Origin of the sequence: Methylobacterium sp. 174MFSha1.1, from assembly GCF_900116815.1 — a bacterium.
Lineage (GTDB): Bacteria > Pseudomonadota > Alphaproteobacteria > Rhizobiales > Beijerinckiaceae > Methylobacterium.
On record NZ_FPCB01000008.1, the window covers coordinates 268,066 to 292,731 of the forward strand.

General features: G+C 72.3%; 19 protein-coding genes and 1 pseudogene. 4 read left to right on the forward strand and 16 right to left on the reverse strand.

What is annotated here, in order from left to right:
* Positions 1–4: 4 nt before the first annotated feature.
* The 9 genes from BM430_RS07605 to BM430_RS34610 form a co-directional block, all read right to left on the reverse strand.
* Positions 5–472 carry a MarR family winged helix-turn-helix transcriptional regulator gene (locus BM430_RS07605; RefSeq protein WP_093566636.1) on the reverse strand — a complete coding sequence of 156 codons (468 nt, stop codon included), beginning with the start codon at positions 470–472 and terminating at the stop codon, positions 5–7.
* Positions 469–1,971, reverse strand: a complete 1,503-nt coding sequence (locus BM430_RS07610) for a 6-hydroxynicotinate reductase (RefSeq protein ID WP_093566637.1) — start codon at positions 1,969–1,971, stop codon at positions 469–471. The genes BM430_RS07605 and BM430_RS07610 overlap by 4 nt, the downstream gene beginning before the upstream one ends.
* Complete coding sequence (locus tag BM430_RS07615; protein ID WP_093566638.1) at positions 1,968–3,659, reverse strand: hydantoinase B/oxoprolinase family protein; 1,692 nt, start codon at positions 3,657–3,659, stop codon at positions 1,968–1,970. Before BM430_RS07615 ends, BM430_RS07610 begins: the two co-directional genes overlap by 4 nt.
* Positions 3,656–5,707, reverse strand: a complete 2,052-nt coding sequence (locus tag BM430_RS07620) for a hydantoinase/oxoprolinase family protein (protein WP_093566639.1) — start codon at positions 5,705–5,707, stop codon at positions 3,656–3,658. Before BM430_RS07620 ends, BM430_RS07615 begins: the two co-directional genes overlap by 4 nt.
* A gap of 282 nt (positions 5,708–5,989) precedes the next feature.
* The gene (locus BM430_RS07625; protein WP_093566640.1) at positions 5,990–6,700 is read right to left on the reverse strand and encodes an ABC transporter ATP-binding protein; all 711 of its coding nucleotides are present in this window, start codon (positions 6,698–6,700) and stop codon (positions 5,990–5,992) included.
* Positions 6,697–7,479: an ABC transporter ATP-binding protein gene (locus tag BM430_RS07630; protein ID WP_093566641.1), complete on the reverse strand. Its 783-nt coding sequence runs from the start codon at positions 7,477–7,479 to the stop codon at positions 6,697–6,699. Before BM430_RS07630 ends, BM430_RS07625 begins: the two co-directional genes overlap by 4 nt.
* Positions 7,476–9,362, reverse strand: a complete 1,887-nt coding sequence (locus BM430_RS07635; RefSeq protein ID WP_093566642.1) for an ABC transporter permease — start codon at positions 9,360–9,362, stop codon at positions 7,476–7,478. The genes BM430_RS07630 and BM430_RS07635 overlap by 4 nt, the downstream gene beginning before the upstream one ends.
* A 28-nt stretch (positions 9,363–9,390) precedes the next feature.
* The gene (locus BM430_RS07640; protein ID WP_093566643.1) at positions 9,391–10,647 is read right to left on the reverse strand and encodes an ABC transporter substrate-binding protein; all 1,257 of its coding nucleotides are present in this window, start codon (positions 10,645–10,647) and stop codon (positions 9,391–9,393) included.
* A gap of 173 nt (positions 10,648–10,820) precedes the next feature.
* Positions 10,821–10,958, reverse strand: coding sequence for a hypothetical protein (locus tag BM430_RS34610; protein WP_177302970.1), 138 nt, complete (start codon positions 10,956–10,958; stop codon positions 10,821–10,823).
* Between the two features lie 147 nt (positions 10,959–11,105).
* On the opposite strand from BM430_RS34610, the gene BM430_RS07645 reads away from it, so the two are divergent.
* Positions 11,106–11,366 carry a hypothetical protein gene (locus BM430_RS07645; protein WP_093566644.1) on the forward strand — a complete coding sequence of 87 codons (261 nt, stop codon included), beginning with the start codon at positions 11,106–11,108 and terminating at the stop codon, positions 11,364–11,366.
* Positions 11,367–11,470: 104 nt separating this feature from the next.
* On the opposite strand, the gene BM430_RS07650 is transcribed toward BM430_RS07645, so the two are convergent.
* The 7 genes from BM430_RS07650 to BM430_RS07680 all read right to left on the reverse strand — a co-directional run bounded on the left by BM430_RS07650 (position 11,471) and on the right by BM430_RS07680 (position 22,540).
* Positions 11,471–12,511 carry a PAS domain-containing protein gene (locus BM430_RS07650; RefSeq protein ID WP_093566645.1) on the reverse strand — a complete coding sequence of 347 codons (1,041 nt, stop codon included), beginning with the start codon at positions 12,509–12,511 and terminating at the stop codon, positions 11,471–11,473.
* Positions 12,512–12,606: 95 nt separating this feature from the next.
* Positions 12,607–15,966: an ATP-binding protein gene (locus BM430_RS07655; RefSeq protein WP_093566646.1), complete on the reverse strand. Its 3,360-nt coding sequence runs from the start codon at positions 15,964–15,966 to the stop codon at positions 12,607–12,609.
* Entirely contained in the window at positions 15,963–16,670 is a 708-nt protein-coding gene (locus BM430_RS07660; protein ID WP_093566647.1) for a hypothetical protein, read from the reverse strand. The genes BM430_RS07655 and BM430_RS07660 overlap by 4 nt, the downstream gene beginning before the upstream one ends.
* Positions 16,667–17,665: an endonuclease domain-containing protein gene (locus BM430_RS07665; protein WP_244539366.1), complete on the reverse strand. Its 999-nt coding sequence runs from the start codon at positions 17,663–17,665 to the stop codon at positions 16,667–16,669. The genes BM430_RS07660 and BM430_RS07665 overlap by 4 nt, the downstream gene beginning before the upstream one ends.
* 202 nt (positions 17,666–17,867) lie before the next feature.
* The gene (locus tag BM430_RS07670) at positions 17,868–19,058 is read right to left on the reverse strand and encodes an MFS transporter (protein ID WP_093566649.1); all 1,191 of its coding nucleotides are present in this window, start codon (positions 19,056–19,058) and stop codon (positions 17,868–17,870) included.
* 332 nt (positions 19,059–19,390) lie between these two features.
* Complete coding sequence (locus BM430_RS07675) at positions 19,391–21,559, reverse strand: protein-disulfide reductase DsbD family protein (RefSeq protein WP_093566650.1); 2,169 nt, start codon at positions 21,557–21,559, stop codon at positions 19,391–19,393.
* A gap of 69 nt (positions 21,560–21,628) precedes the next feature.
* Complete coding sequence (locus tag BM430_RS07680; RefSeq protein ID WP_093566651.1) at positions 21,629–22,540, reverse strand: LysR family transcriptional regulator; 912 nt, start codon at positions 22,538–22,540, stop codon at positions 21,629–21,631.
* A 103-nt stretch (positions 22,541–22,643) separates the two neighbouring features.
* Between BM430_RS07680 and BM430_RS07685 the strand changes: the two genes are divergently transcribed.
* From BM430_RS07685 to BM430_RS07695, 3 genes and pseudogenes are all read left to right on the forward strand, one after another.
* Complete coding sequence (locus tag BM430_RS07685; protein WP_093566652.1) at positions 22,644–23,795, forward strand: DSD1 family PLP-dependent enzyme; 1,152 nt, start codon at positions 22,644–22,646, stop codon at positions 23,793–23,795.
* Positions 23,796–23,805: 10 nt separating this feature from the next.
* Complete coding sequence (locus tag BM430_RS07690) at positions 23,806–24,195, forward strand: RidA family protein (protein ID WP_093566653.1); 390 nt, start codon at positions 23,806–23,808, stop codon at positions 24,193–24,195.
* A gap of 263 nt (positions 24,196–24,458) precedes the next feature.
* Positions 24,459–24,666 (forward strand): annotated as a pseudogene (locus tag BM430_RS07695) (IS110 family transposase); the annotation flags it as partial.

Genomic DNA, 24,666 nt, shown 5'->3' on the forward strand with positions numbered 1-24,666 from the left:
CGCGTCAGCCGAGCCGGGCGAGGAGGCGGACGAGCGTGGCCGCCTCCTCGGGGGAGAGGGGGTCGAGGGTGCGGGCGGTCACCTCGGCGCCGTGGCTCTTCATCGCCTCGATCACCGCGATTCCCTCGGCGGTCAGGGTGAGCAGCACCAGCCGGGCATCCGCCTCGTCGGCGGTCGGCCGCACCAGGCCGCGGGTGGTGAGGCGCCGGGCGACCCCGAACATCGTCGCCGGATCGACCCCGACGAGGCGCCCGACCTGGTTCTGCGAGGTCGCGCCGAGGTCGTGCAGCTTCGTCATCACGGCGAACTGCACCGGCGTGACGGAGAAGTCCCGCATCACCGTCTCGAAGATCGCGGAGGCCCGCTGGTGCGCCCGCCGGATCAGGTAGCCGATCTGCTCCTCGACCCGGTAGGCGCGCACCGCCTCGGCGTCGATCTCGGGGCGCGCCGGGCGCGGCTGGAGCGCGGTCATGCGACCTCCCCCGCCGGCCAGGGATGGCCGGGATGCCACGGGTCGATCCGGGCGGCGGGCCCGACCTCGCGCAGGACGTCCGTCATCGCCACCACGTCGCCGTCATGCCCGCCGAGCCGCGCGTAGAGGTCCCGCGGCAGGGTGAACTCGATCGGCGCCACGATCGCCGGCGTCGGCACCGAGCCGAAGGCGTTCTTCGGCAGGCGCGTCACGTCGGCCATCACCGTGATGCCGCCGCCCGGCCAGACCGTGACCGGCGCCCCGCCCATCGTGACCTTCGTCTCGCCGGCGGCGACCGAGCGGGTCAGCAGCACCGGGTTCTCGGTGACCCCGGCCCGCAAGGAGCCGCCGGCGCCGGCCATGAACAGCACGGTGCAGAGCGAGGGCTCGCAATTCTCGCCGATCCGGTCGACCACCCCTCGCACGGCAGCCGGCATCTCGGCCGGCACCGGCTTCAGATCGTCGTCGAGGACGAGCCAGAGGGCGTGCTCGCCGGTGGTCGAGGTCATGAGGAGGCGAAGCCCCGGCCAAGCGGTGGCGGGGTCGATCGCCTGGATGATGCCGAGGGGGTCGGCGATGTCGGTGCCGCCCCAGCCCACCCCCGGATTGGCGACCTGGAAGTAGCGCCCCGGCGTCGAGCGCCGCCCCTTCACCCGGACCCCGGCGGGGCGCATCCCCAGCACCTTTCCGGCCTGATGCTCGGTGAGCACGCCGGTGATGTGGTCGTCGACCACGATCACCTCGTCGGCGTGGCCGAGCCATTGCCGGGCGAAGATGCCGACCGTCGCCGAGCCGCAGCCGACGCGCATGCGCTGCTCAGGGGTTCCGTCGACGATCGGTGCGTGGCCGGCCTGGACCACGACCTCGTGGCCGCCGTCGATCGTCATCGTGACGGGCTCGCCCGAGCAGAGGCGGAGCAGCGTGTCGCAGGTGACGGTGCCCTCCTTCTTCGAGCCGCCGGTGAGGTGGCGCACGCCCCCGACCGACAGCATCTGCGAGCCGTACTCGGCGGTGGTGACGTGGCCGACCTCCTCGCCGTTCACCCGCACGGCGGCGCGCTCGGGGCCGAGATGGCGGTCGGTGTCGATCTTCACCTTCACGCCGCAATAGCTGAAGATGCCCTCGGTCACGACCGTGACGGTCTCGACGCCTTCGTGCTCGCTCGCCACGATGAAGGGGGCGGGCTTGTAGTCCGGATAGGTGGTGCCGGCGCCGATGCCGGTGACGAAGGTGCGCGAGGGATCGAGGATTCGCCCGTCCCATTCCGCCGCCCCGAACGGGACCAGTTTCTGGCCCGCCTCCGCCGCATCGTGCAGCAGCACGACCGGGTCGGTGCGCACCAGGTGGCCATTGTCGTTGGCGTAGCGCGAGCAGGCGCCGGAGCGGCCGGGCCGGATCCGGCACAGGACCGGGCAGGCATCGCAGCGCACGATGCCGTCGGCCTCCGCCGCCCCGAATTTCTTGGATCTGGCTTCCGTGGAGAGGCTGTCGGCGCTCATGACTGGCTGCTCCCCCACAGGTCTTTCGTCTCGTCGGCCCGATAGTAGCCCCGGCGCAGGTCGCGGGCGACGAGCGCGGGGTCGCGGGTCTCGGGCGCGCCGTAGCCGCCGCCGCCGGGCGTCATCACCTCGACCCGGTCGCCGGCCTGGATCGCGATGTTCTGGTCCTTCGAGAGGTGGAGCGGCGTGATCGTCTCACCGTTGCGGTGGATGCGCACCACGTTCGGCGCGCCGTCGCCCCCACCCAGAACTCCCGGCGGCCCGAAGCGGCCGTGATCCATCACGAAGGAGGCCCGGGCCTCGCCGCGCAGCAATTCCACCTCGTAATGGACGCCGAACCCGCCGCGATGGGCGCCGGCGCCGCCCGATCCCTCACGGAGCGCGAAGCGGCGGAAGAGCACGGGATAGTACTGCTCCATCACCTCGACCGGCGCGGTCTTCGAGATGCCGATGGTCGAGCAGCCGTTGGAGAGCCCGTCATGGGCCATGTTCCCGCCGTAGCCGCCGCCGGTGATCTGGTACATCACGTAAGGCGCGTTCTTCGCCGGATCGAAGCCGCCGAGCGCGAAGTTGCCCGAGGTGCCGGCGGGCGCCGCCGTCACCTTGTCGGGGATCGCCTGGACGAGGGCGAGGAACACCGCTTCGGCGATGCGCTGGCTCACCTCCGCGGCGCAGCCCGAGACGGGGCGCGGATAGCGCGCATCGAGGAACGTGCCCTCGGGCCGGTGGATCGTCAGCGGCTCGAAGGTGCCGGCATTGATCGGCACGTCCGGGAAGACGTGCTTCACCGCGAGGTAGACCGAGGAATAGGTCGTCGCCACCACCGAGTTCATCGGGCCGCGGCAGGGCGGGGACGAGCCCGAGAAGTCGAAGGTCAGGCCGTCGCCGGCCTTGGTCATCGTGAGGGCGATGCGCAGGGGCTCGTTCACCACGCCGTCGGAATCGACGAAGGCTTCCGAGGTGTAGGTGCCGTCCGGGATCCGGCGGATCTCGGCCCGCATCCGCTCGGCCGAGCGGGCGCGGATCTCCTTGATCGCGGCATCCAGGGTGTCGCGGCCGTATTTTTGCAGCAGGTCGGTCAGCCGGCTCTCGCCGACCATCAGGGCCGCGGCTTGCGCCTTGATGTCGCCGATGCGCTGGTCGGCGACGCGGATGTTCGAGGCGATGATGGAAAAGATTTCGGGATCCATCGTGCCGCGCTTGAACAGCTTGACCGGCGGCAGGCGCAGGCCCTCCTGCTCGACCTCCGTCGCGTGGGCCGAGAAGCCGCCCGGCACCATGCCGCCGATATCCGGCCAGTGGCCGGTATTCTGCAGCCAGCAGAACAGCTCGCCCTCGACGAAGACCGGCTTGACGAACCGCACGTCCATCAGGTGCGTGCCGCCGAGATACGGATCGTTGACGATGTAGATGTCGCCCGGCTCAGGGGCCCCGACCCGACCCTCGCGGATCAGCCGGATCAGCTCGCCCGTGGAATACTGCATCGTGCCGACGAAGACCGGCAGGCCGTACTCGCCCTGCGAGATCAGTGCGCCGGTATCACGGTCGTAGATCCCGTCCGAGCGGTCGTCGGCCTCGGCGATCACCGGGGAGAAGGCGGAGCGCGAGAAGGCGATGTCCATCTCGTTGCAGACCTGCTGCAAGCCGGCCTGGATCACCGCGAGGGTGAGGGCGTCGAGCTGGCTCATGCCGAGTGTCCTTCTGCGCGAATCCTCAGGTTGCCGATAGCGTCGACCCGCGCCACGGCGCCGGGCTCGATCACCGTGGTGGCGTCGATCTGCTGGATGACGGCGGGCCCGACGATCTCGGCGCCGAGCGGCAGCGTCTCGCGGGAATAGATCGCCGCCTCGTGCCAGGCGCCGCCGGCATAGACGGGCCGCGTGCCGAGGCGGGCGCCGGCGAGATCGGTGCGGCCGGCCTCGTCGATCAGCGCCGCGAGCGGGAAGGGCTTGCGCCGCCCGATCACCGAGGTGACGAGGTTGACCACCACCGCCCGGATCTCCGGCAGCCGGACCTGGAAGCGGCGGAAGTAAGCCGCCTCGAACAGCTCCTGCAGCGTCGCGCGGTCGATCCCGGGGGAGGGCAGGGCGACGCGGATCAGGTGGGTCTGGCCGCGGAACTGCATGTCGGCACTGTGCCTGACCGTCGTCTCCTCGATCTCGGCCTGCTCCTCGGCCACCATGGCGAGCGCATCCGCCGCCTGCTCCTCGAGGACGGTGCGCAGGTCCGCCATGTCGAGCCCGTCGAGGGGGCGGTTGAGGGTGCGCACCCGGTCCTGGCGGAGATCCGCGACGAGGCAGCCGAGCGCGTTGGTGAGGCCGGGCCGGGCCGGCACCAGCACCTCCGGGATGCCGAGCTCGCGGGCGAGCGCCACGGCGTGGAGCGGGCCGGCGCCGCCGAAGGCGAACAGCACGAAGTCGCGCGGATCGTAGCCGCGCGACAGCGACACCATGCGGATGGCCCCCGTCATGTGGACGTTGCCGAGCCGGATCACCGCCTCGGCGGCCTCCTCGACGCTCATGCCGAGCGGCTCGGCGAGGTCGCGGGCGAAGGCCGCCCGGATCGTGTCGAGGGAGACGCCGGCCTTCACGGCGGTGAGCCGCGCCGGGTCGAGGCGTCCGAGCACCAGGTTGGCGTCGGTGATGGTGGGGCGCGTGCCGCCGCGGCCGTAGCCGATCGGGCCGGGCTCGGAGCCGGCGCTCTCGGGTCCGACCTGGAGCATCCCGGCGCGGTTGACGGAGGCGATCGAGCCGCCGCCGGCGCCGACCGTGTGCACGTCGACCATCGGCAGGTGGATCGGCAGCCCGTAATCGATGGTCAGTTCCGCGGAGACCTCCGGCACGCCGCCGGCGATCAAAGCCACGTCGGTCGACGTCCCTCCCATGTCGTACGTGATGGCGTTGGTGAGCCCCGACTGGGCGAGGGTGGCGGCGGCAGCCATCACCCCGGAGGCCGGGCCCGACATCACGGTCTTCGCCGCCGCTTCCACCACCAGCCCCGCCGGCACGGTGCCGCCGTTGCCGTTCATCACCAGGAGATCGCGGGCGAAGCCCTTGGCGCGCAGGTCGTCCTGGAGGCGGCGGATATAGCGGTCGAGGATCGGCTGCACCGCGGCGTTCACCGAGGCGGTGGTGCCGCGCTCGTACTCGCGGAACTCGGACAGGAGAGCGTGGCCGAGGGTGACGTAGGCGTTCGGCCAGATCTCGCGGGCGATGGCGCCGGCGCGCAGCTCGTGCTCCGGGTTGGCGTAGGCGTGGAGGAAGTGGATCACCAGGGCCTCGCAGCCCTCCGCCAGCAGGGAGTGCACCGCCTCGGCGACGGCAACCTCGTCGAGGGGCGTGCGCACCGCGCCGTCGGCCATGACGCGCTCAGGGACCTCGCGGCGCCACTCGCGCGGGATCAGCGGCTCGAAGGTGCCGAACAGGCCGTAGGGCTTCGGTCTCGTGCGGCGCCCGAGTTCGAGGACGTCGCGGAAGCCTTCCGTGGTGATGAGGCCGACCTTGGCGGTCTTGCGCTCCAGCACCGCGTTGGTGGTGGCGGTGGTGCCGTGGATGACGAGGTCGAGGTCGGCCGGCGCCACCTCGGCGGCGGATATCGCCGCCAGCACGCCCTCGGCCTGGTTGCGGATCGTGGTCGGCACCTTGGCGAGGCGCACGCGCACGCCCGATTGATCCGCCTCCGTCAGGAGAAGGTCGGTGAAGGTGCCGCCGACATCGATGCCTGCCACGCGTCTCACGTCACACCTCGATCATTCGCCTACGAACGGCTGGATGGGACCAGGGTCCCATGGTCGGCTTGTCTTGGCTCCCCCCTTTCCCGGACGACTGAAGCGTCAGCGGAAGGAGATCCGGGATCCAGCGCAAAAAGTCGCGAAGCGTCCTTGTGCCTGCAACGTTGCAGAATCAGAGCCGCTTCGCGGCACTCTTCCCCTGGATCCCGGATCTCCTTCCGCTTCGCTTCAGTCGTGCAGGCCCGTTCCGGGCCCGGAAAGGGGTGGGTGTTATGAAGGCTTTTCCCCTCACACCGTCAGGTACGCCTCCCGCACCGCCTCGTCCGCCTCGAGCGCCGCCATCGTGCCCTCGAAGTGGATCGCGCCCTTCTCGATCACGTAGGCCCGGTCCGAGACCGCGCCGGCGAAGCTCAAATTCTGCTCGGAGAGCAGAACCGCGATGCCCTCGCGCTTCATCCTGAGCACCGCGTCGGCCATCTGCTCGACGATGACGGGAGCGAGGCCCTCCGACGGCTCGTCGAGCAGCACCGCGTGGGGATTGCCCATCAGCGTGCGGGCGATGGTCAGCATCTGCTGCTCGCCGCCCGACATCGCGGCGGCGCGGCGGGTGCGCATCTCGGCGAGGTTGGGGAAGATCGAGAACAGCTTCTCCGGCGTCCAGGCGGCGCGCCCGTCGGCCGGGACCTTCCGGCCGACCTCCAGGTTCTCCATCACGGTCAGGTCGGTGAAGATGCGCCGCTCCTCCGGCACGTAGCCGAGGCCGCGGCGGGCGACGCGAAACGGCTCCCAGCCGGTGACCGCCTGGCCCTCGAACCAGACCGTGCCGCCGGTCGGCGGCAGCACGCCCATGATGGCCTTGAGCGTCGTCGACTTGCCGGCGCCGTTGCGGCCCATCAGCGCCACCACCTCGCCGGGGCGCAACCGGAGGGTGACGCCGAACAGGACCTGCGCCCGGCCGTAGGAGGCCGTGAGACCGGAAACGTCGAGAAGCGCGTTCATGCCACCGCCTTCCGGCGCGCGCGCATCGCCGCCTCGGTGCCGGCCTCGCCGAGATAGACCTGCTTCACCCGCGGGTTGGCCCGGATCTCCTCCGGCGTGCCGGCGGCGATGATCTCGCCCCGCACCAGCACCAGCACCCGGTCGGCATGGGCGAAGACCGCCTCCATGTCGTGCTCGGTGTAGAGAACCCCGATGCTGCGTGTCCGCGCCACCTCGGCGGTGAGCGCCATCAGGCCCGAGCGCTCCCGCGGCGCCATGCCGGCGGTGGGCTCGTCCATCAGCAGGAGCTTCGGCTGCGAGGCCAGCGCCACGGCGAGCTCCACCCGCTTCACGTCGCCGTAGGCGAGTTCCGAGACCGGCCGGTCGGCGTCCTTGCGCATCCCGACCCCGGCGAGCAGGGAGAGCGCTTCGTCGCGGTAGAGGGCGCGGGCATCCCGGAACAGGCCGCGCGAACGGCCGTGATGCGAGAGCAAAGCCATCTGGACGTTCTCGGCGACCGTCATCGACACGAAGGTCTGGGCGACCTGGAAGGTGCGCCCGACGCCGGCCTTCCAGATCGCCCGGGCCGGCAGGCCGGCGATCGAGCGGCCGTCGAGCATGATGGTGCCGGAGTCGGGGCGAAGCTGCCCGCCGACCATGTTGAAGGTGGTGGACTTGCCCGCACCGTTCGGCCCGATGATCGCCAGCATCTCGCCGGCGCTGAGCGTGAACGACACGTCCTTCGCGGCGGCGACGCCGCCGAAGCGCTTGGTCAGGCCCTCGACGAGGAGCAGGGTCATGCCTGGGCCTCCACCGGCGTCCGAGCGACCTTGCGGCCGCGCAGGGCCTCGGCGGCGCCGGCGAGGCCGCGCGGGAAGGCCAGCACCGTGGCGATGATCGCGAGGCCGAGCAGCAGGCGCCAGAACTCGGTCAGCGGCATCACCGCGTCCTTCAGGGCGTGGAAGAAGGCGGCGCCCACGAGCGGTCCCATCACGGTCTGGATGCCGCCGACCAGCACCATCACCAGGAAGTCGATCGAGAGCGGGATGCCGGTCAGCGTCGGGTCGATCGAACCCTTCATGAAGGCGTAGAGCCCGCCGGCGAGCCCGGCCGCGGCGCCGGCGAGCGTGAAGGCGAGCCAACGATGGGTGCGCACGTCGAGCCCGATCGCCTCGGCGCGGGTGGCGGAATCGCGCGCCGCCCGCAACGTGTAGCCGAAGGGGGCGTAGATCACCCGGCGCAAACAGACGATCGCGACGAGCGACAGGGCGGCGACGAGATAGAAGTAGGTATTGCGGCCGGACGCCCAGGACGAGGGCCAGACCCCGACGACGCCGTTGTCGCCCCCCGTCACCTCGACCCACTGGAAGCAGACCGCGTAGACGATCTGCCCGAAGGCGAGCGTCAGCATCGCGAGATAGATGCCCGACAGCCGCACGATGAAGAAGCCGAACAGGGCCGCACCGAGGCCGGCGGCGAGCGGCGCGGCGACGAGCGCCAGCTCCATCGGCGCCTTGAACGGCCCGGTGACGAGGAGGCCGGCGGCGTAGGCGCCGAGGCCGAAATACGCCGCGTGACCGAACGAGACGAGCCCACCGACCCCGACCAGGAATTGCAGCGAGAAGGCGGCGAGCGCGAAGATCAGGATCTCGGTCGCGACCTTGACCTTGTAGGCGTCGCCGACGAGCGGCACCGCCAAGAGGGCGACGATGGCGAGCCCCGCGAGCGCGGTCTCCGCCGGGCGGAAGCGGCGCAATCCCGGGATGCCCTCCGGCGGCATCACCCGGCCGGACGCGGCCTCCGGCCGGCCGAACAGGCCCCAGGGCTTGACCACCAGCACCACCGCCATCAGGGCGAAGACCAGGACCAGGGTCACCTTCGGGAAGATCAGGATGCCGAAGGCCTGGAGCTGGCCGATGATCAGCGCCGCCACGAAGGCGCCCGGCACCGAGCCCATGCCGCCGATCACCGTGACCACGAAGGCGTCGGTGATGACCGAAAGGTCCATATGGGCGTTCGCCGGGATGCGCGGGATCTGCAGCGCGCCGCCGAGCCCCGCGAGGCTCGCGCCGAGGAACAGCGTCAGGGTGAAGAGCCGCGCCTGGTTGACGCCGAGCGCGCCCACCATCTCGCGGTCCTGGGTCGCGGCCCGGATCAGCACGCCGAAGCGGGTGCGGTGCATGAGGAGCCAGAGCAGCCCCAGAACCAGCGGCCCGACCGCGATCAGCACCAGTTCGTAGGCCGGGAAGCGCTGGCCTAAGATCTCGACGCCGTGGCGCAGCGAGGGCGCGCGGGGGCCCGCGATGTCGACCGGCCCCCAGATCTTCAGCACCAGGTCTTCGACGATCAGCACCACGCCGAAGGTGGCGAGCAGCTGGAAGAGTTCGGGCACCCGGTAGATGCGGCGGAGCAGCAGCACCTCGACCGCGACGCCGATCAGCCCGACGAGGAGGGCGGAGAGCAGCACGCCGAGGAAGAACGCGGCGGGGGAATAGGAGAAATCGATGAGCCGCGGCACGATCGTGACCGCGATGTAGGCCCCCAGCATGTAGAACGAGCCGTGGGCGAAGTTCACGATCCGGGTGACGCCGAACACGATCGTCAGCCCGGAGGCGATGATAAACAGCGACGAGGCGCTGGCGAGCCCCGAGAGCGCCTGGAGGACGAGGAAGGACGGGTCCATGGGGCCTCCGCTCCGGATCGTCGAGGGGTCAGGCCTTGCGGGCCGCCTTCACCTCGGCCTCGGGGAACATGTAGTCGGCCCCGTCGGCGTAGCGAACCTTCTTCATGGTGCCCTGGCGCCCGTTGAGCGCGGTCTCGCCGATCCAGGCCCCGAGGGTCGATTGGTGGTCGAGCGCCCGCATCGTCACCGGGCCGGCGATGGTCTGGGAGGTCAGGCCCTCGAGGGCGGAGATCATCGCCTCGGTCTCGGTGGACTTCGCCTTCTCCAGCATGTCGCGGATCATGCCGACGACGACGTAGCCGAGGAGCGAGCCGAGGCGTGGCGTGTCGTTGAACCGGGCCCGGTAGGCGGCTACGAACTCCTTGTGGCCGTTGGTGTCGATCGTCTCCCAGGGGTAGCCGGTGGTGACCCAGCCCTCCGGCGTCTCGTCGCCCAGCGGGATCATGTATTCCGGCTCGCCGGTGAGCAGGCTCGCGACCTTGCGCTTCTCGAACAGGCCGCGGGTGTTGCCCTCGCGCACGAAGGCGGTGAGGTCGGCGCCGAACAGCACGTTGAACAGGCCGTCGGCCTTCATCTGCGACAGGGCGCCGACGGTGGCGCCGGCATCGACCTTGCCCAGAGCCGGGAACTGCTCGCCCACCACCTCGAAGCCCGGCACGGCGGCGGCCATCAGCTTCTTGAAGTTGGCGGCGGCCGACTGGCCGTACTCGTAGTTCGGCGCCACGATCGCCCAGCGCTTGACGCCGCTGTCCTTGACCGCGTCGACCAGCATCCGGGTCTGCATGTAGGTGTTGGGCCGCACCCGGAAGGTGTAGCGGTTGCCGCTGCCCATCGTCAGCGCGTCGGTGAGCGGCTCGGTGGCGAGGAACAGCGCCTTGCGCTGGTTGGCGAAATCCGCCACCGCGAGGCCGACGTTCGACAGGAAGGTGCCGCACAGGAACGCGACGTTCTCGCGCGTCAGCAGCTCCTCGGCGACCCGCGTGGCGTCGCCCGGCGTCGAGCCGTCGTCGCGGAACACGATCTCGATCGGCCGGCCGCCGAGCGCCTTGATGCCGCCAGCCTTGTTGACGGCGTCCTGCGCGAGCTGCATGGCATTGCGGTAGGGCACCGCGAAGGCCGCCATGCGGCCGTAGGAGTTCAGCTCGCCGATCCGGATCGGCCCAGTCCCGTGTCCCTGGCCCTGCGCCATCGCCCGGGAGGCTGAGAGGCCCAACGGGGCCGCGGCGAGTCCGCCGAGGAGCGTACGGCGGGACAGGGGACGAATCGTCTCGTCGCGGGTCGACATGGCGCGAACCTCCGGCCCATCCCGGAGCGACTTGTCGTCACCAGGATGCAAACTCGTTCGTAGGCGAACGATACTTGGCTTGGGCCGGGACGCAAGAGCCTGATCTGCGGAAAATCAGGGCGGCCTCCGCCGCGCAAACGCGCAGGGACGTCCGTTTCAAAGACTCGTCGTCGTCAGAGGCCCGCCTCGCGCGCGAGCCAGGCGTCGAGGGCGCGCTCGCGCTCGGCCTCGATCATCGCGGCGGTCCAGGCCGCCTGCTCGATGCGCGCGGTCTCGCCCGGATCCTCGTCGCGCTCCGGTACCTGCTGCATCGCATTCTCCCGTGTTCCATCCAGCGATGAGAACAAAATAGGAACATAGGTCGGCAGCGGCAAGTCTTTGGTGCAGTGGATTCCGGGGGAGCTTGGCCGGGCCGTCGCGCGTTGCCGCCGCACGATCCCTCGGAGAAGGAACACCCCATGCGTACGACCCTGCTCGCGCTCGCCGCCACGCTCGCCCTCACCGGCGCCGCCGCGGCGCAGACCGGCATGCCCGGCTCGGCCGAGGGCAACATGAACAATCCCGGCAGCGTGAAGAGCAACGCCGAGAAGCGCATGCCGGAGCGCGACCTGACCACCGGCACCGTGACGGCGCCGGGCGCCGCCGCCCGCACCGACGACCTGCCGAGCCACAGCGGCGGCAACGCCGCGGCGACGAGCCCGGCCAACCGCGCCCGCTGACGAAGACGGGGATGGGCGGCGCGGCGCCGCCCGTCCTTGGGAGAGAGACCATGACCCTCGAGCCGCGCGGCATCGTCCGCGCGGCTCGTCCGACCGAGCATCCGTCAGAACTTCGCCACCGCGAGCGTGCCGTCGTCGAGGGTGACGAAGCGGACCCCGCCCGCCCGCAGGGCCGCCACGGCCTTGTGGCGGGAGCGGGCGCCCGGGGCCTCGGCATTGGCCTCGAGGCGCCGCACGGTCGAGAGCGACAGCCCGCTCGCCTCGGCGAGCCGCATCATCGACCAGTCGAGCAACCCGCGCGCCGCCCGCAGGTGATGGCCCCGCACCGCCTGCTCGAGAGCCTGCGTGAGCCGGGGATCGCGCGGTGCGCCCGCTTCGCGGACCGGCGCGCCGGACTCGTGGATCGGGTACTTCACCCCGGCCCGGCCGAGATAGCGCCCGGCCTCGTCCCAGAGCGGGACCCCGACGATGCGGAACTGCCACAGCTCGCCGTTGGCCAGGCGCTCATGCGACCTGCCCTGGAAGTGCAGCCGGCGGTCGTGCTGGTCCCAGGCCCGATCGCGAAAAGCCTCGCGCTCCTCGGGCACGATCATGACGAACGGATCGACATTGATCTCGTGCAGGGACGGCCCGTGCACCCGCGCCATCTCGGCGGGGAACTGGTGCAGGAGGTCGATCCCCATGGAATAGGTCGTGGCGTAGGAGGTCAGGTAGAGCGCCTGGCGCCGGCGCTGCTCGGCGGCGTGGAGCCGCTTCAGCCGCTCGCGGTCGGTGACGTCGAGGGCGACCCCGCTCAGCGCGAGCGGCCGTCCCTCCGGCGAGACCCGGATCTCCGACAGGATGGACAGGACGCGCAGCTCGCCGCTCGGCCGGATCAGCCGCAGGAGCGCCGTCGGGGCGACATGGCCCTGCAGGGCATCGCCCGGGGTGGCGAGCCGCGACCGGTCCTCGGGATGCACGAGGTCGAGGAAGAGGTCGTAGCTCGCGGCGATGGCGGCGGGATCGAGCCCGAGCAGCCGGAAGAAGCCCGGCGACCAGCGTTGCTCGCCCGTGGCGAAGACCCAGTGCCAGCCCCCCGCGAAGCCGGATTCCTCGATGATGTGCAGGAAGACGTCGGACGAGGACCTGAGATCGGCGGCATCCATGCGGGGTGCGGTCGAGACGATGAACCGCAGACATAGAAGACCCGGCGGCGGACCTGAAGCCGGTCCGCCGCGATGTCACGGTTAAGCAGGCCGGCTCAGCGCTCCGGGCCGGCCGAGCGCCGGGCCCGGGCGACGACCTCGTGGGGCGCCGGCGGGTTGGCCGGGTGGTGGCTGAGGCAGAGCGGCGTGCGCAGCTTGGCCGGTTTCCCCGAGCCCTCGGTGGCGAAGTAGAACTCGCCCGCGCCGAGCCGGCCGAGATCGGACGCCGCCCCGCCGCTCGCCGCCATGATCTCCTGGGCGGCCGCGATGGTCGCCGGCGCGCTCTGGCGGCCGAAGAACTGCGTCGTGCAGTTCGACACGACCTGGTTGTGGATGCCCTTGGGCACCTGCGTCGCCACGATCATCCCGAGGCCGTATTTGCGCCCCTGCGCCACCAGCTTGATGCCGCTGCCGAGGCTCGGCGGCGTGCGGCCCGAGGGCAGGAAGGTCTGCGCCTCGTCCACGACGTAGAGCAGGCCTCGCGGCGACGGGTTCTGCTTGATCCAGCCGAACAGCGCCATCTGCAGCCGGTTGACGAAATCCTCCCGCGCCGCGTCCGAGGCGAGACCCGACAGGTTGACGACCGAGATCCGGGTGCGACGGCGGTCCGGACCGAAGAACAGCCGGGCGGGGTCGAGCACCGCGCCTTCGACCCGCAGCAGCGGGTTGGTGGCGACGGCGGCCAGCAGCTGGTCCGCCATGGCGGCGGCGAGGGTCTGCGCCCTGCCGATCTGGCTGGTGCCGTCCGGCAGGTCGGCGAGCAGGCCGGTGAAGGCGGCGAGGGTGCCGCCGCCGCGGGCGGCGAAGGCCCGGAGCGCGTCGGCGAGCACGCCGCGCTGGAGAGTCCTGGTGGCGCCGGCGAGCGGTCCCAGGGTCTCGGTCGCCATCTCGATCGCCTGGGCGCGCTCGTCGCGGTCGTCGCTCGCGGCCAGATCCGGCATCACCGAGAGGAAGAGTGGATTGCCGGCATGGACGCCGGGCGTCCACACCACCACCTCGACCCGCTCGGCGTAAGCGGCCGCCTTGCGGTCGTCCTCTGGCGTGAATTTTTCCGGCCGCTCCGGCCACGGATCGCCGAGGCGCGACAGGTCGTTGTTGGGATCGACCACGATCGCCGGGATGCCGGCGAGCGCCGCCTCCTCGACCAGGCGCCGCAGCAGCACGGTCTTGCCCGAGCCGGACCCCGCGATGATCGCGGTGTGGCGCGGCAGGAGCCGCAGCGGCAGCGCGACGGGCGGCGCGTCGGGGGTGAGGCGGTGGCCGACCGGGATGGCGTCGGGCACGGGTTCGGCTCGCGGCTCGGGGGCCGGGCGCTCGGGGGCTTGGGCCTGCGGGGGAGCGGTGGGCCCGGCGGGCAGCGTATCGGCGATCCGCGTCACCGTCTCGATGGCGTGGGCGGGCACGGCGCGGCGCGCCCGCGCGGCCTCGACGCTCATGGCTTCGACGTGCATGGCCTCGACCCGCATGGCCGGCTCCGCGCCGGCCGGCCGGTACGGAGGATTCGCGGGCTCGACCTGGACTGACGCCAGTTCCGGATCCCCGGTCGGCGGATCGATCTCCCTCCGGGGCTGGCGGGGCGGCAGCGGCGGCAGGGGGGCACGACCGCGCCTCCCCGGCTCCGCGCCGTCGCCCGACAGGCCGATCTGGCGGAAGAACCCGGTCCCGCGCACCGGCAGCGTCGTGCGCATCCAGCTCTCGAACCGGTCGGACTGCCCGTCCCGCACCGCCGCGTCGCGCAAGGTGCGCAGGGCCACGAAGGTCCGCAGGTCGTCGTCCGACGGATCGATCAGCTTGCCGCCCGCGGCGACGAAGCGGCTGACCAGGGTGCCGGTCTTGGTACCCGCCGGCACCGGGCCGCGGCGCACCACCAGCAATTCGCGGCCCGGGATCCTCGACGAGATGCCCGAGGCGGTGAGGGCTGCGCGCAACCGCGCCTGGAACGCGATCGGGTGCGGCTGCAGCAGGGCGCGGTAGCAGACGTGGCGCTCGCGGTCGTTCTCGTCGCGGTGGAGGAAGGTGAGGCGGCCGTGCAGCGGCGGCAGCTTCTGCTCCGGCTCGCCCTTGCTCACCACGTCGATCGCGTCGTGGGGATCGTCCTCCAGGGCGTAGAGGTCGAAGGCCGTGCGCAAGAGTTCACCGAGCCCGGCATCCTCGTCGTCGAGGATGCCGGTGATGTCGGCGGTGCGGCGGGCGGCGTCGAGGTCGAAATCAGAAAATGGATTGTCGGCTAGGGGCTTGGGCAGCGCATCGGTGAGATCGTTGCAGATCGTAACGGCCCCGCCCGTCAGGCAGTCGCGGCGGAAAGCGTCGCATCGCATGAGCAGCGTGCGCGGTCGCATCGCAGCATGGGCCGCGGCCGTGATCGCCGCCTCGCTGAAGGGCCAGATCGGGGAGGGCGGCGTGAAGCCGGCCTCCGCATAAGCCGGCGCCAGCCTGTCGCGGATGAGCGCGGCTGCGGCGGCCGGCTTGTTCATGCCTTTCAGGCCCACCGGTTGCTCGAATCGGTCCATCGCGGATTTCAACCCGCGCTCCTGCAAACTCCGCCAGGAATCCGATAGGCAAGTGATCAGTGTCATACCGCGGCCGGCACCGTCGTGCAGCTGCATCAGCCCCGACACCAGTACCTCCGCGAGGGTGGGAGCGGGACCGGCCTCGAAATCGTCGTCGAGCGTCAGGCGGCCTGCATCGACCACGCCGTCGATCTGGTCGAGGGCGACGAGGGTCGGGCCGCTGAGACCCATGATCCAGGCCATGCCGCGCACCAGATCGATGGGCGGAGGTGGCGGCATGGTGAAGCCGAGGGCGGCGCGGGCGGCCGGGTCGGCGTCGTAGCCCTGTAGCCAGGCATGGGCGAGGCCGACGGCGTTAAGGTCCTGCGAACGCAGAAGGCAGAGCGCCCTGAAGACGTCACGGTGATTGAGCGCCCGCGTGCTGTCGACGTGCATCAAGGCCTTGACGAGGAGGTCAACGATCTTGCGGGTGTCGATGTTGGGCGTGTTGAACGCCTGCTCGACCTGCTCCTCGACCTTGAAACGGCGGGCGACGCCGGCCAGCACCGCGTCGGACTGGCGCCGCCCGTCCGGCATCGGCTGCATCAGGGCGGTGAGGTAGCTCAATGCCGCGCTGCGCCAGAAATCGCTGAGGCCGAGCACGTCGAGGAGCACGAACCAGCCCTGCGAACGCCAGACCTCGCGCCGGATCTGGCCGACGAGGTGGGTCTTGCCGATGCCTGGGTCGCCGACGAGCACCCGGCCGCGCGGGCGGCTGCCGGCCGTCTGCGCGTGGAGCGCCTCGATGATCCCCGGGATCAGGGCCTCGTTGGGCGCGCCGGTCGGCTCGGCGTCGAGCCAGACGCTGTCGAGGGTGCGCACCCAGTCGAAGTTGACGCGGCGCAGGGCGTCGAGGGCGTCGCTCATACGTTGATCCAGATCTCGTGGAAGGGCTCGCCGGCCGGTGCGAAGGCCGCCGCGCGTTCGGCCGCGTCGAGGGCCTTTGGGTCGCTGATCCGGGTGAGCCGGATGCTCGGGTCGTCGCGCAGGATCGCCGCCAGCCCGGCATCGACGGCGGCGCGGTCGAGGTCGGCGAGCGCCGCCCGAAGGGCGCTGAGGCGTACCGGCGCGGCCCTCCGGCCGCCGGTGCAGGCGAGGTAGGCTTCTTCGATGCGGGCGCGGAGCCGGTTCGAATCCGGCGGGGCGGCGGAGACTTCCGGCCGCGGAGCGGCTTTGGTCTTCGGGGCGGCCTTGGGTTTCGGATCAGCCGTCTTCCGAACTCTCGGAGGCTTCGGCTCCGGCGCCACCCGCTCCGGGGCAGAGCCGACGAAATCGGCCAGTGTCGCGCCCGTCGCGTCGAGGTGGTGGTGGAGGCGCATGAGCCAGTCCTGGAGCACCCGCATGGCCGGCGGCAGGGGATCGCGCAGGTGCTCGCCGGCCCAACGCCATCCGCCGTCGGTCACGGTCAGCCGCGAGGAGCGGCCCTCCTTCTCGACCGTGATCATCCCGGCCTTCACCAGGGCGTCGCGCTCCGGCTTCTTCGGCACGATCTCGCTGTTCAGGGCGGTGCCCTGCCGGCCGAGCAGGCGCCAGAGGATCATCGCCTGAGCCGGCGTCGGCGTCTCGCTCATCGGGTCGTGTCTCCGGGGGAAGGAAGGGTGCGGCGCAGCCGGACGACGGCGCGGATCTTCTCGACCGCGAATTGCAGGTCCTCGGCGACCTGATCGTTGGTGAGGCGCAGCACGAGGTAGCCGGCGACCATGAGCTCGTAGTCGCGGTGGCGGTCCTGGCCGAATTTCGGGCTGGCCTGGTGCTCCGGCCCGTCGATCTCGACGACGACGCGGTGCTCGCGGCAGACCAGGTCGACCCGCGGCTGCCGGCCGTGGCCGGCCACCCGCACGATCTCGTTGCCGGCAAACAGCCCGGCCAGTTCCGGGTCCCTCGCCAGGGCCGCCTCGATCCGCCGCTCGGCCTCGCTGGCGTGATGGGCCTGCGAGCGCGCGGGGATGAAGCGCTTCTCCGCCGGTTCGGGCGCGCGGCCGATCGTGCAGGCGCCGTAGAGGATGCGGTCGTAGGGCGGGGCGTCCGGCGGCTCGACCGGCAGGGCGACGACGCAGGCCGCGCCGTGGCCGGCGCACCATTCCAGCGCCTCGATCACCGGCGCGGCGCGGGCCGGCGAGGCCGGGTCGACCTCCGCCACCAGGATCACGCTGCCCGGATCGACCGCCTGCAGCAGCTGCGCGAATTCGAGCGCCGGCGCCATCCGCCGGAACCGCGGCGGCCGCCCGGCCGCCGCGAAGGTCGCGGCCGCCTTCAGCCAGGGGCCCGAGAATGCGGGCGCCGATCCGTCCCGCCCCGGCCAGTCCGGCCAGCGGGCGAGCGCCAGGTCGGCGAGATCGTCGAGCAGGCGGTCGATCACCGCGCGGGCGGTCCGCAGCTCCTCGGTGGCGACCAGCAGCACCGCGCGGCCGATCTCGCGTGCCGCCAGCACCGCGCCGGCGCCGTCGCGCGTCAGGCCGACGACCGCGAGACGCTCGCCCTCCCCAAGGCCGGCGACGCGCTCCGCGAGGCGATCGGGCGTCAGGCGGGGCCGGGCCGTGGCTGTGCTCTCTCCGGACCTGCGCACGACGAGACCGCGTCCCCCCCGATCGGCCGGCGACGCCTGGCGCGCTTCACGGCTGTCTTGCGGGGATATGCAGCACAGGTTGCCGGCCATTGCCAGGGGGTTGTGCGGCGGCGGGCGGTGGGACGGTGTTTTCCGTCACGCGGTCGTCGAGAGGTCCGGACGGAACCTTCCCCCCTTCCACGGGCAGGGCCGTCGCATCGCTTCAGCGATCGAGCCGGTGCGCCACCACGCCCACCCCGGCCACCGCCAGCGCCAGCGCCGCCCCGATCACCGGCAGGTGGCCGTAGGGCACGCCGACCGTGATCGCGACGCCGCCGAGCCAGGCGCCGAGCGCGTTGCCGAGGTTGAACGCGCCCTGGTTCACCGTCGAGGCGAGGTTGCGGGCGCCGTCGGCGGCGGTGAGCACCCGCAGCTGCAACGGCGCCACCAGCGCGAAGGCGAGGATGCCCCACAGGCCGATGAGCGCGGTGGCGGGCATCAGGGCGGCGCTCGCCGGGATCAGCGCCAGGAGCACGAGGGCCAGCGCGATCCCCAGGCCGATCACCGAGGGCATCTGCCGCCAGTCGCCGAGGCGGCCGCCGAGCACGTTGCCCAGCGTCAGTCCGACGCCGAACAGCAGCAGCACGCCGGTGATCGCCGACGGGGTCGCGCCGGCGGTGGCGGAAAGCAGCGGCGCGACGTAGGTGAAGACGCTGAACAGGCTCGCCGAGGCGAGCACGCTGAGCAGCATCGCCAGCACCACCTGCGTCCGGCGCAGGACCCGCATCTCGGACAGGAGGCTGCCGGATTCGTGGGCGAGGTGCCGCGGCAGCCAGGCGAGGAGGGCGGCCGCCGCCACGAAGCCGATGCCGACCACGGCCCAGAACGTCGCCCGCCAGCCGAGAGCGTGGCCGAGCGCGGTGCCGAAGGGCACGCCGAGCACGTTGGCGAGGGTGAGCCCGGTGAACATGATCGCGATGGCGCTGGCCTTGCGGTGCGCCGGCACGAGATCGGCCGCCACCACCGAGCCGAGGCCGAAGAAGGCGCCGTGGCACAGAGCCGTGACGATGCGGGCGAGCATCAGGAGGCGGTAATCGGGAGCGAGCGCGCAGAGCGCGTTGCCTAGGATGAACAGGCCGACCAGCACCAGCAGCGCCCGCCGCCGGTCGAGGCGCGACAGGGCCACCGCCACGAGCGGCGAGCCGAAGGTGACGCTGAGCGCGTAGCCGGAGACCAGCAGGCCCGCCTTCGGGATGCTCACGCCGAGATCGGCCGCCATCTCGGGCAGGAGCCCCATGATGACGAATTCGGTGGTGCCGATGCCGAAGGAGGCGGCGGCGAGCGCCAGGAGGGCCAGGGCCGCGGACCGCCCGGTCGCGGCGGCGCCGGCGGTGTCGTGGAGGGTGTGCTGCATCGCCGTCCTCGTTGTTGCGTTGCAGCATAGGCCGGAAGGTCGGAACGGCTTAGGCCGCCCGCCGCATGGCAGGTTTGCGGTGCCCCGGCTTGGTCGATGAGCCCGAATGGCTCCGCCGAACTGGTCTGCTCGACGGGATGAACACCCTCGATGTCATCCCGGGGCTCGCCGCAGGCGAGAACCCGGGATCCATAACCGCCGACGGGACCGGACGAAGCGGAACGCTGTCCGCCTCATCTTGCGACGCCAGCGGTTATGGATCCCGGGTTCCGCTTCGCGGCCCCGGGATGACGATGGAGGGTTTCAGTCTCGCCGATGGGTCGACCCTATTCTTACGGCAGCGCGGCCCGCGGCCCGGTCCCCGTCGGCAGGGCCGCCAGCGCGTCGCGCACCGTCGCCTCGGTGAGGATCTGCGGCAGCACCGCGACGCCGCCGCGGCCGTCATAGAGCAGGTAGAGCGGTACGCCCGACCGGCCATTCGCCTCCAGCACCCGGGTGATCTCCGGGTTCTGGTTGGTCCAGTCGCCCTTGAGCTGGGCGACGTCGTGGGCCTTGAAGGCCTCGCGCACGGAGGCCGCCCGCAGGGTCGCGCGGTCGTTGACCTGGCAGGTGATGCACCACGCCGCCGTCATGTTGACGAAGACCGGGCGGCGCTCGGCGAGCAAAGCATCGAGCCGGGCCTGGGTAAACGGCTCGATCCCGTCGGCGCTCGCCACCGCCGCCGGGCCGGCGCGGTCCCGGTCGAGGGCGACCAGCAGCCCGGCGAGGCCGAGGAGGCCGAGCATCAGCGCCGCGAGGCCCACCCGCCGGGCGAGGCCGGCCGCCGTCGCGGTGCGGGCGGAAAGCCAGGCGCAGAACCCCACCAGCACCAGGCCGGTGAGCCCGGCCATCAGCCCGGCCGGGCCGACCTGCTGGCTCAGCACCCAGGTGAGCCACGCCACCGTGAGGTAGAGCGGGAAGGCCAGCAATCCCTTGAGGGTCTCCATCCAGGCGCCGGGCCGCGGCAGGCGGCGCAAGAGCGCCGGCCAGGCCGCCAGCAGGGCGAAGGGGAGGGCGAGGCCGAGGCCGAGCGCCGCGAAGACGGTGAGCGCCACCGCCGCTCCCTGCGTCAGGCCATAGCCGACCGCCGCGCCCATGAACGGGGCGGTGCAGGGCGTGGCGACCACCGTCGCCAGCACGCCGGTGAAGAACGAGCCCGCGAGCCCGGCGCGCCGGGTCAGGCCGTCGCCCAGGGCCGCCGCCCGGCCGCCGAGATGCCAGACCCCCGACAGGCTGAGGCCCATCGCGAACAGCCCGTAGGCGAGGCCGGCCACCACCAGGGGCGATTGCAGCTGGAAGCCCCAGCCGATCTGCGCGCCGCCGGCCCGCAGCGCGATCAGCAGCCCGGCGAGGCCCAGGAAGGTCGCCAGCACGCCGACCGCGTAGGCGAGGCCGTGCAGCCGCACCCGGCCCGGGCTCTCGCCCGAATGGCGCACCAGGCTCAGGACCTTGATCGACAGGACCGGGAAGACGCAGGGCATCAGGTTGAGCAGGAGCCCGCCCAGGAAGGCGAGGAGGGCCGCCTGCCACAGGCCCTCGGCCTCGGCCGGTGCGGCGGCCGTGACCGGCGCGGCGGCGACCGGCGTGGCGGGGGCGGCGCTCGCCGGCGCGGGCGTCGCGTCGCCGAGCGCGTAGGCGCGGCGGACCGGGCCGGATCCGGTCTCCTCGGTGAAGGTCAGCACCCCGTCGGCCCGGGGCGCCGGCGCGTCGGGCGCGGCCTGGCTGCTGCGCTGGAGCCGCAGGTGCAGGCCCGTCGCGTCGCTCGTTGCGACCTGCTCCGCGGCGTGCTCCAGGGCGGTCTCGGAATAGGGGAAGAACGCGACGTCGCGCGCCTTGAGCTCCGGCGCGTCGACGGTCAGGACCGGCGTCGCGCCGTCCTGAACCATCCGGACCGGCCAGGGCGCCGGGACCGGCAGCCGCTCGCGCCCTTGCGCGAACAGGGCGGCGTGGCGGGGATCGGGCCGCGGGCTGGTCCCGGCGGGCGCCACCGGCAGGCTCGTCGAGAGGCTGGCCTCGCCCGGCACGCATTCGCGCTCGCAGACGAGGTAGGAGACCTTGGCCCGGAGCGGGACCGGCCCGGATCCGAGTGTCTCGGGCGCCGTCACCGGCACCGTCAGCAGCACCTCGCCCTCGTAGCCGAAATTCATCAGGTCGCCGACCGGGATCCGCTCCGGCGCCGGCCACGCGATCGCGCCCGCGGAGAAACCCGCCGGCAGCGACCAGGCGATCTCCGGCGGCAGGCCGGAATCGCCGGGATTGCGCCAGTAGACGTGCCAGCCCGGCTTCATCGTCAGCCGCAGGCCGGCGGTGAGCGTGGCGCCCGGCGCGACGGCGCTCTCCTGCGTCACCAGCTCGGCCCGGACGAGATCGGCGTATTTCGAGGGGCGCTGGCCCTGCGCCTCGGCGGCGCCGAGCGAGAGGCAGGAGAGGATAAGGGCGAGGAGGGGCGCGAGGCGGGGCATGGGTCCCGGGTTACCCGGACTCTGGGGCGCTGGCGAGGCCGGCCGGATCGCGTTCGCGTGAGGCCGCGCTCAGGCCCGCCACGGCGGGGGATCGAGGGCGACGGCGAGCGCGTCGAGGAAGCGCCGGGTGCGGGCGGCGCGGGCGCGCCGCGGCGCGCCGAGGAGCGCCGTCACGGGAGCGTCGGGCAGGGCGTGAGCGGGCAGCAGCCGGACGAGGCGCCCCGCCCGCAGGTCGTCGGCGACGTCCCATTCCGAGCGCAGGATGATCCCGCGCCCGGCGAGCGCCCAGCCGCGCACCACCTCGCCGTCGTTGCTGGACAGGCGCGGCTCGATCCGGACCCGCGCCTCCGCGCCGTCGCGGCGGAAGCGCCACAGGGTGACGTCCTCGTCGTTCTCGCGCAACGCGATGCAGGCATGGGCGCGCAACTCGGCCGGGCCGGCCGGCGTGCCGTGGGCGGCGAGATAGGCGGGCGCGGCGCAGACGACGCGGTCGTTGGGGGCAAGGCGCCGGGCGATCAGGCCGGGCGCGGCTTGCGCGATCCCACCGACATGGATCGCGAGGTCGAAGGTGCCGGCCGGCACGCCGCCGAGGCGGTCGGAGAGCGTCAGGTCGAGGGCGACCTCCGGGTGCGCCGCCTGAAAGGCCGCGGCGACCGGGGCGACGTGGCGGCGGCCGAAGCCGAGGGGCGCCACGATCCGCAGGTGCCCCACCACCTGCCCGCGCCGGGCGGCCAGGGCCTCGTCGAGTTCGGCCAGCGACGCGAGGATCCCGCGGCCGCGCTCGGCGAGCAATTCGCCCTCGTCGGTCAGCGCGAGGTGGCGCCCGGTCCGGTCGACGAGATGCACGCCGAGCCGCTCCTCGAGGGCGCGCAGGCGCTGCGTGACCGCCGGCGGCGATACGTCGAGAGCCCGCGACGCGGCGGCGAGGGAGGGCGCCTCGGCCACGGCGAGGAAGAAGCGGACGTCGTCGGTCGCGAGCATTAAGTTTCATCTTAATGCAGAAGGCAGGCGGCGTTAATGGCGTTGCCCACCGTTCCGTGGTCTTCCACGGGGAACGACGCGATCACGGCGAGCGCAGCAAACCATGCCCGAGACGAGCCGGACGACCCTGGAACGCCTGGAGACCCCCTGCCTCCTCCTCGACGAGGCGCGCCTGCGCGGGAACGTCGCGCGGATGCGCGCGCATCTGGACCGTCTCGGCGTCGCGCTCCGGCCGCACCTGAAGACCGCCAAGTCCCTCGACGTCGCCCGCATCGCAATGGCCTCGCCCGAGGGCCCGGCGACGGTCTCGACCTTGCGCGAAGCGGAGTACTTCGCGGCCGGCGGGGTGCGCGACATGATCTACGCCGTCGGCATCACCCCGGCGAAGCTGCCCCGGGTCGCGAAAATCCGGGCCGGCGGCACCGACCTCGCGATCATCCTCGACAGCGTCGAGCAGGCCGAGGCCGTGGCCGAGCACGCCCGCACGAGCGGCGACGCCCTGCCGGTGCTGATCGAGGTCGATGCCGACGGCCACCGCTCCGGCGTCGCGCCGCGCGACCGCGACACCCTGGCGGCGATCGGCCGACGGCTGACCGCCGGCGGCGCGGCCCTGCGCGGCGTCCTGCTGCATGCCGGCGACAGCTACGCCCTGAGCGATCCGGCTGCCCTCGCGGCGGCGGCGGAGGCCGAGCGGGTCGCGGCGGTGACGGCGGCCGAGTCTTTCCGGGCGGCGGGTCTGCCCTGCCCGGTGGTCAGCGTCGGCTCGACCCCGACCGCGCGTTTCGCCCGCGACCTCACCGGCATCACCGAGGTCCGCGCCGGCGTGTTCATGCTGGGCGACCTGTTCCAGGCCGGTGTCGGCGCGGTCGTGGTCGAGGACATCGCCCTCTCGGTGCTCGCCATGGTGATCGGCCACCAGCGGGCGAAGGGCTGGATCGTCGTCGATGCCGGCTGGATGGCGCTGTCGCGCGATCGCGGCACGGCGCGCCAGGCGGTCGACCAGGGCTACGGCATGGTCTGCGACGCGGCCGGGCGGCCCTATCCCGACCTGATCGTCCGCGACGCCAACCAGGAGCACGGCATCCTGGCCCTGCGGCCGGGCTCGAGCGCCGCGCTGCCGGACCTGTCCATCGGCGCGCAGGTCCGCATCCTGCCCAACCACGCCTGCGCGACGGGCGCGCAGCACGACCGCTACCACGTCCTCGACGGGGCGGGCCGCGTCGCGGCGGAATGGCCCCGCATCAACGGCTGGTAGGAGACGAGCCATGACCGAATCGATCACCCGCATCGCCACCGCCGGCGCGCCAGCGCCGGCCGGGCACTATGCGCAAGGTACCGCCTGGCGCGACCTCGTCTTCGTCTCAGGCCAGCTCGCCGCCCGGCCCGACGGCAGCCACACCGCCGACCAGCCCTTCGCCGCGCAGGTGCGCCAAGCGCTGGCGAGCCTGCTCGCCATCCTGGCGGAGGCGGGCAGCGGGCCGGAGCATATCCTGCGGGTGACCGCCTACATCGTCGGCGTCGAGAACTGGCCGGACTTCAACCGGGTCTACGCCGAGATGCTGGGGGAGGCGCGGCCGGCCCGCACGGTGGTGCCGGTGCCGGAATTGCACCACGGCTACCTGGTGGAGATCGAGGCGACCGCGGTCAGAGGCTGATGAAACGGCCGGCCTTCCGGCACGGCCAGCCGGCTTCCCACTTCACAGGGTCATCCCGGGGCTCGGCAACGCCGAGAACCCGGGATCCATAGCCGCTGACGATGCCGGACAAGGTGACCGGCCTTCCGCCTCTTCTTGAGACGTGAGCGGTTATGGATCCCGGGTTCCGCTGTCGCGGCCCCGGGATGTTGGGGTGGACGGCCCCCGCCGGCATCATAAGTGCCAGGTTGAGGTCGTCTGACACCCAACCGAGGAGACCGTCCGTGACGCAGATTAGCATCATCGGCCTGGACATCGCCAAGTCCGTCTTCCAGTTCGAGGCCCAGGACGCGCAGGGCGCCGTGGTGAGCACCGAGCGCGTCTCGCGCGACAAGCTGCTGCCGGCGCTCAAGAAGATCCCCGCCACCATCGTGGCGATGGAGGCCTGCGCCACCGCCCATCACTGGGCGCGCCAGATCCGGGCTCTGGGCC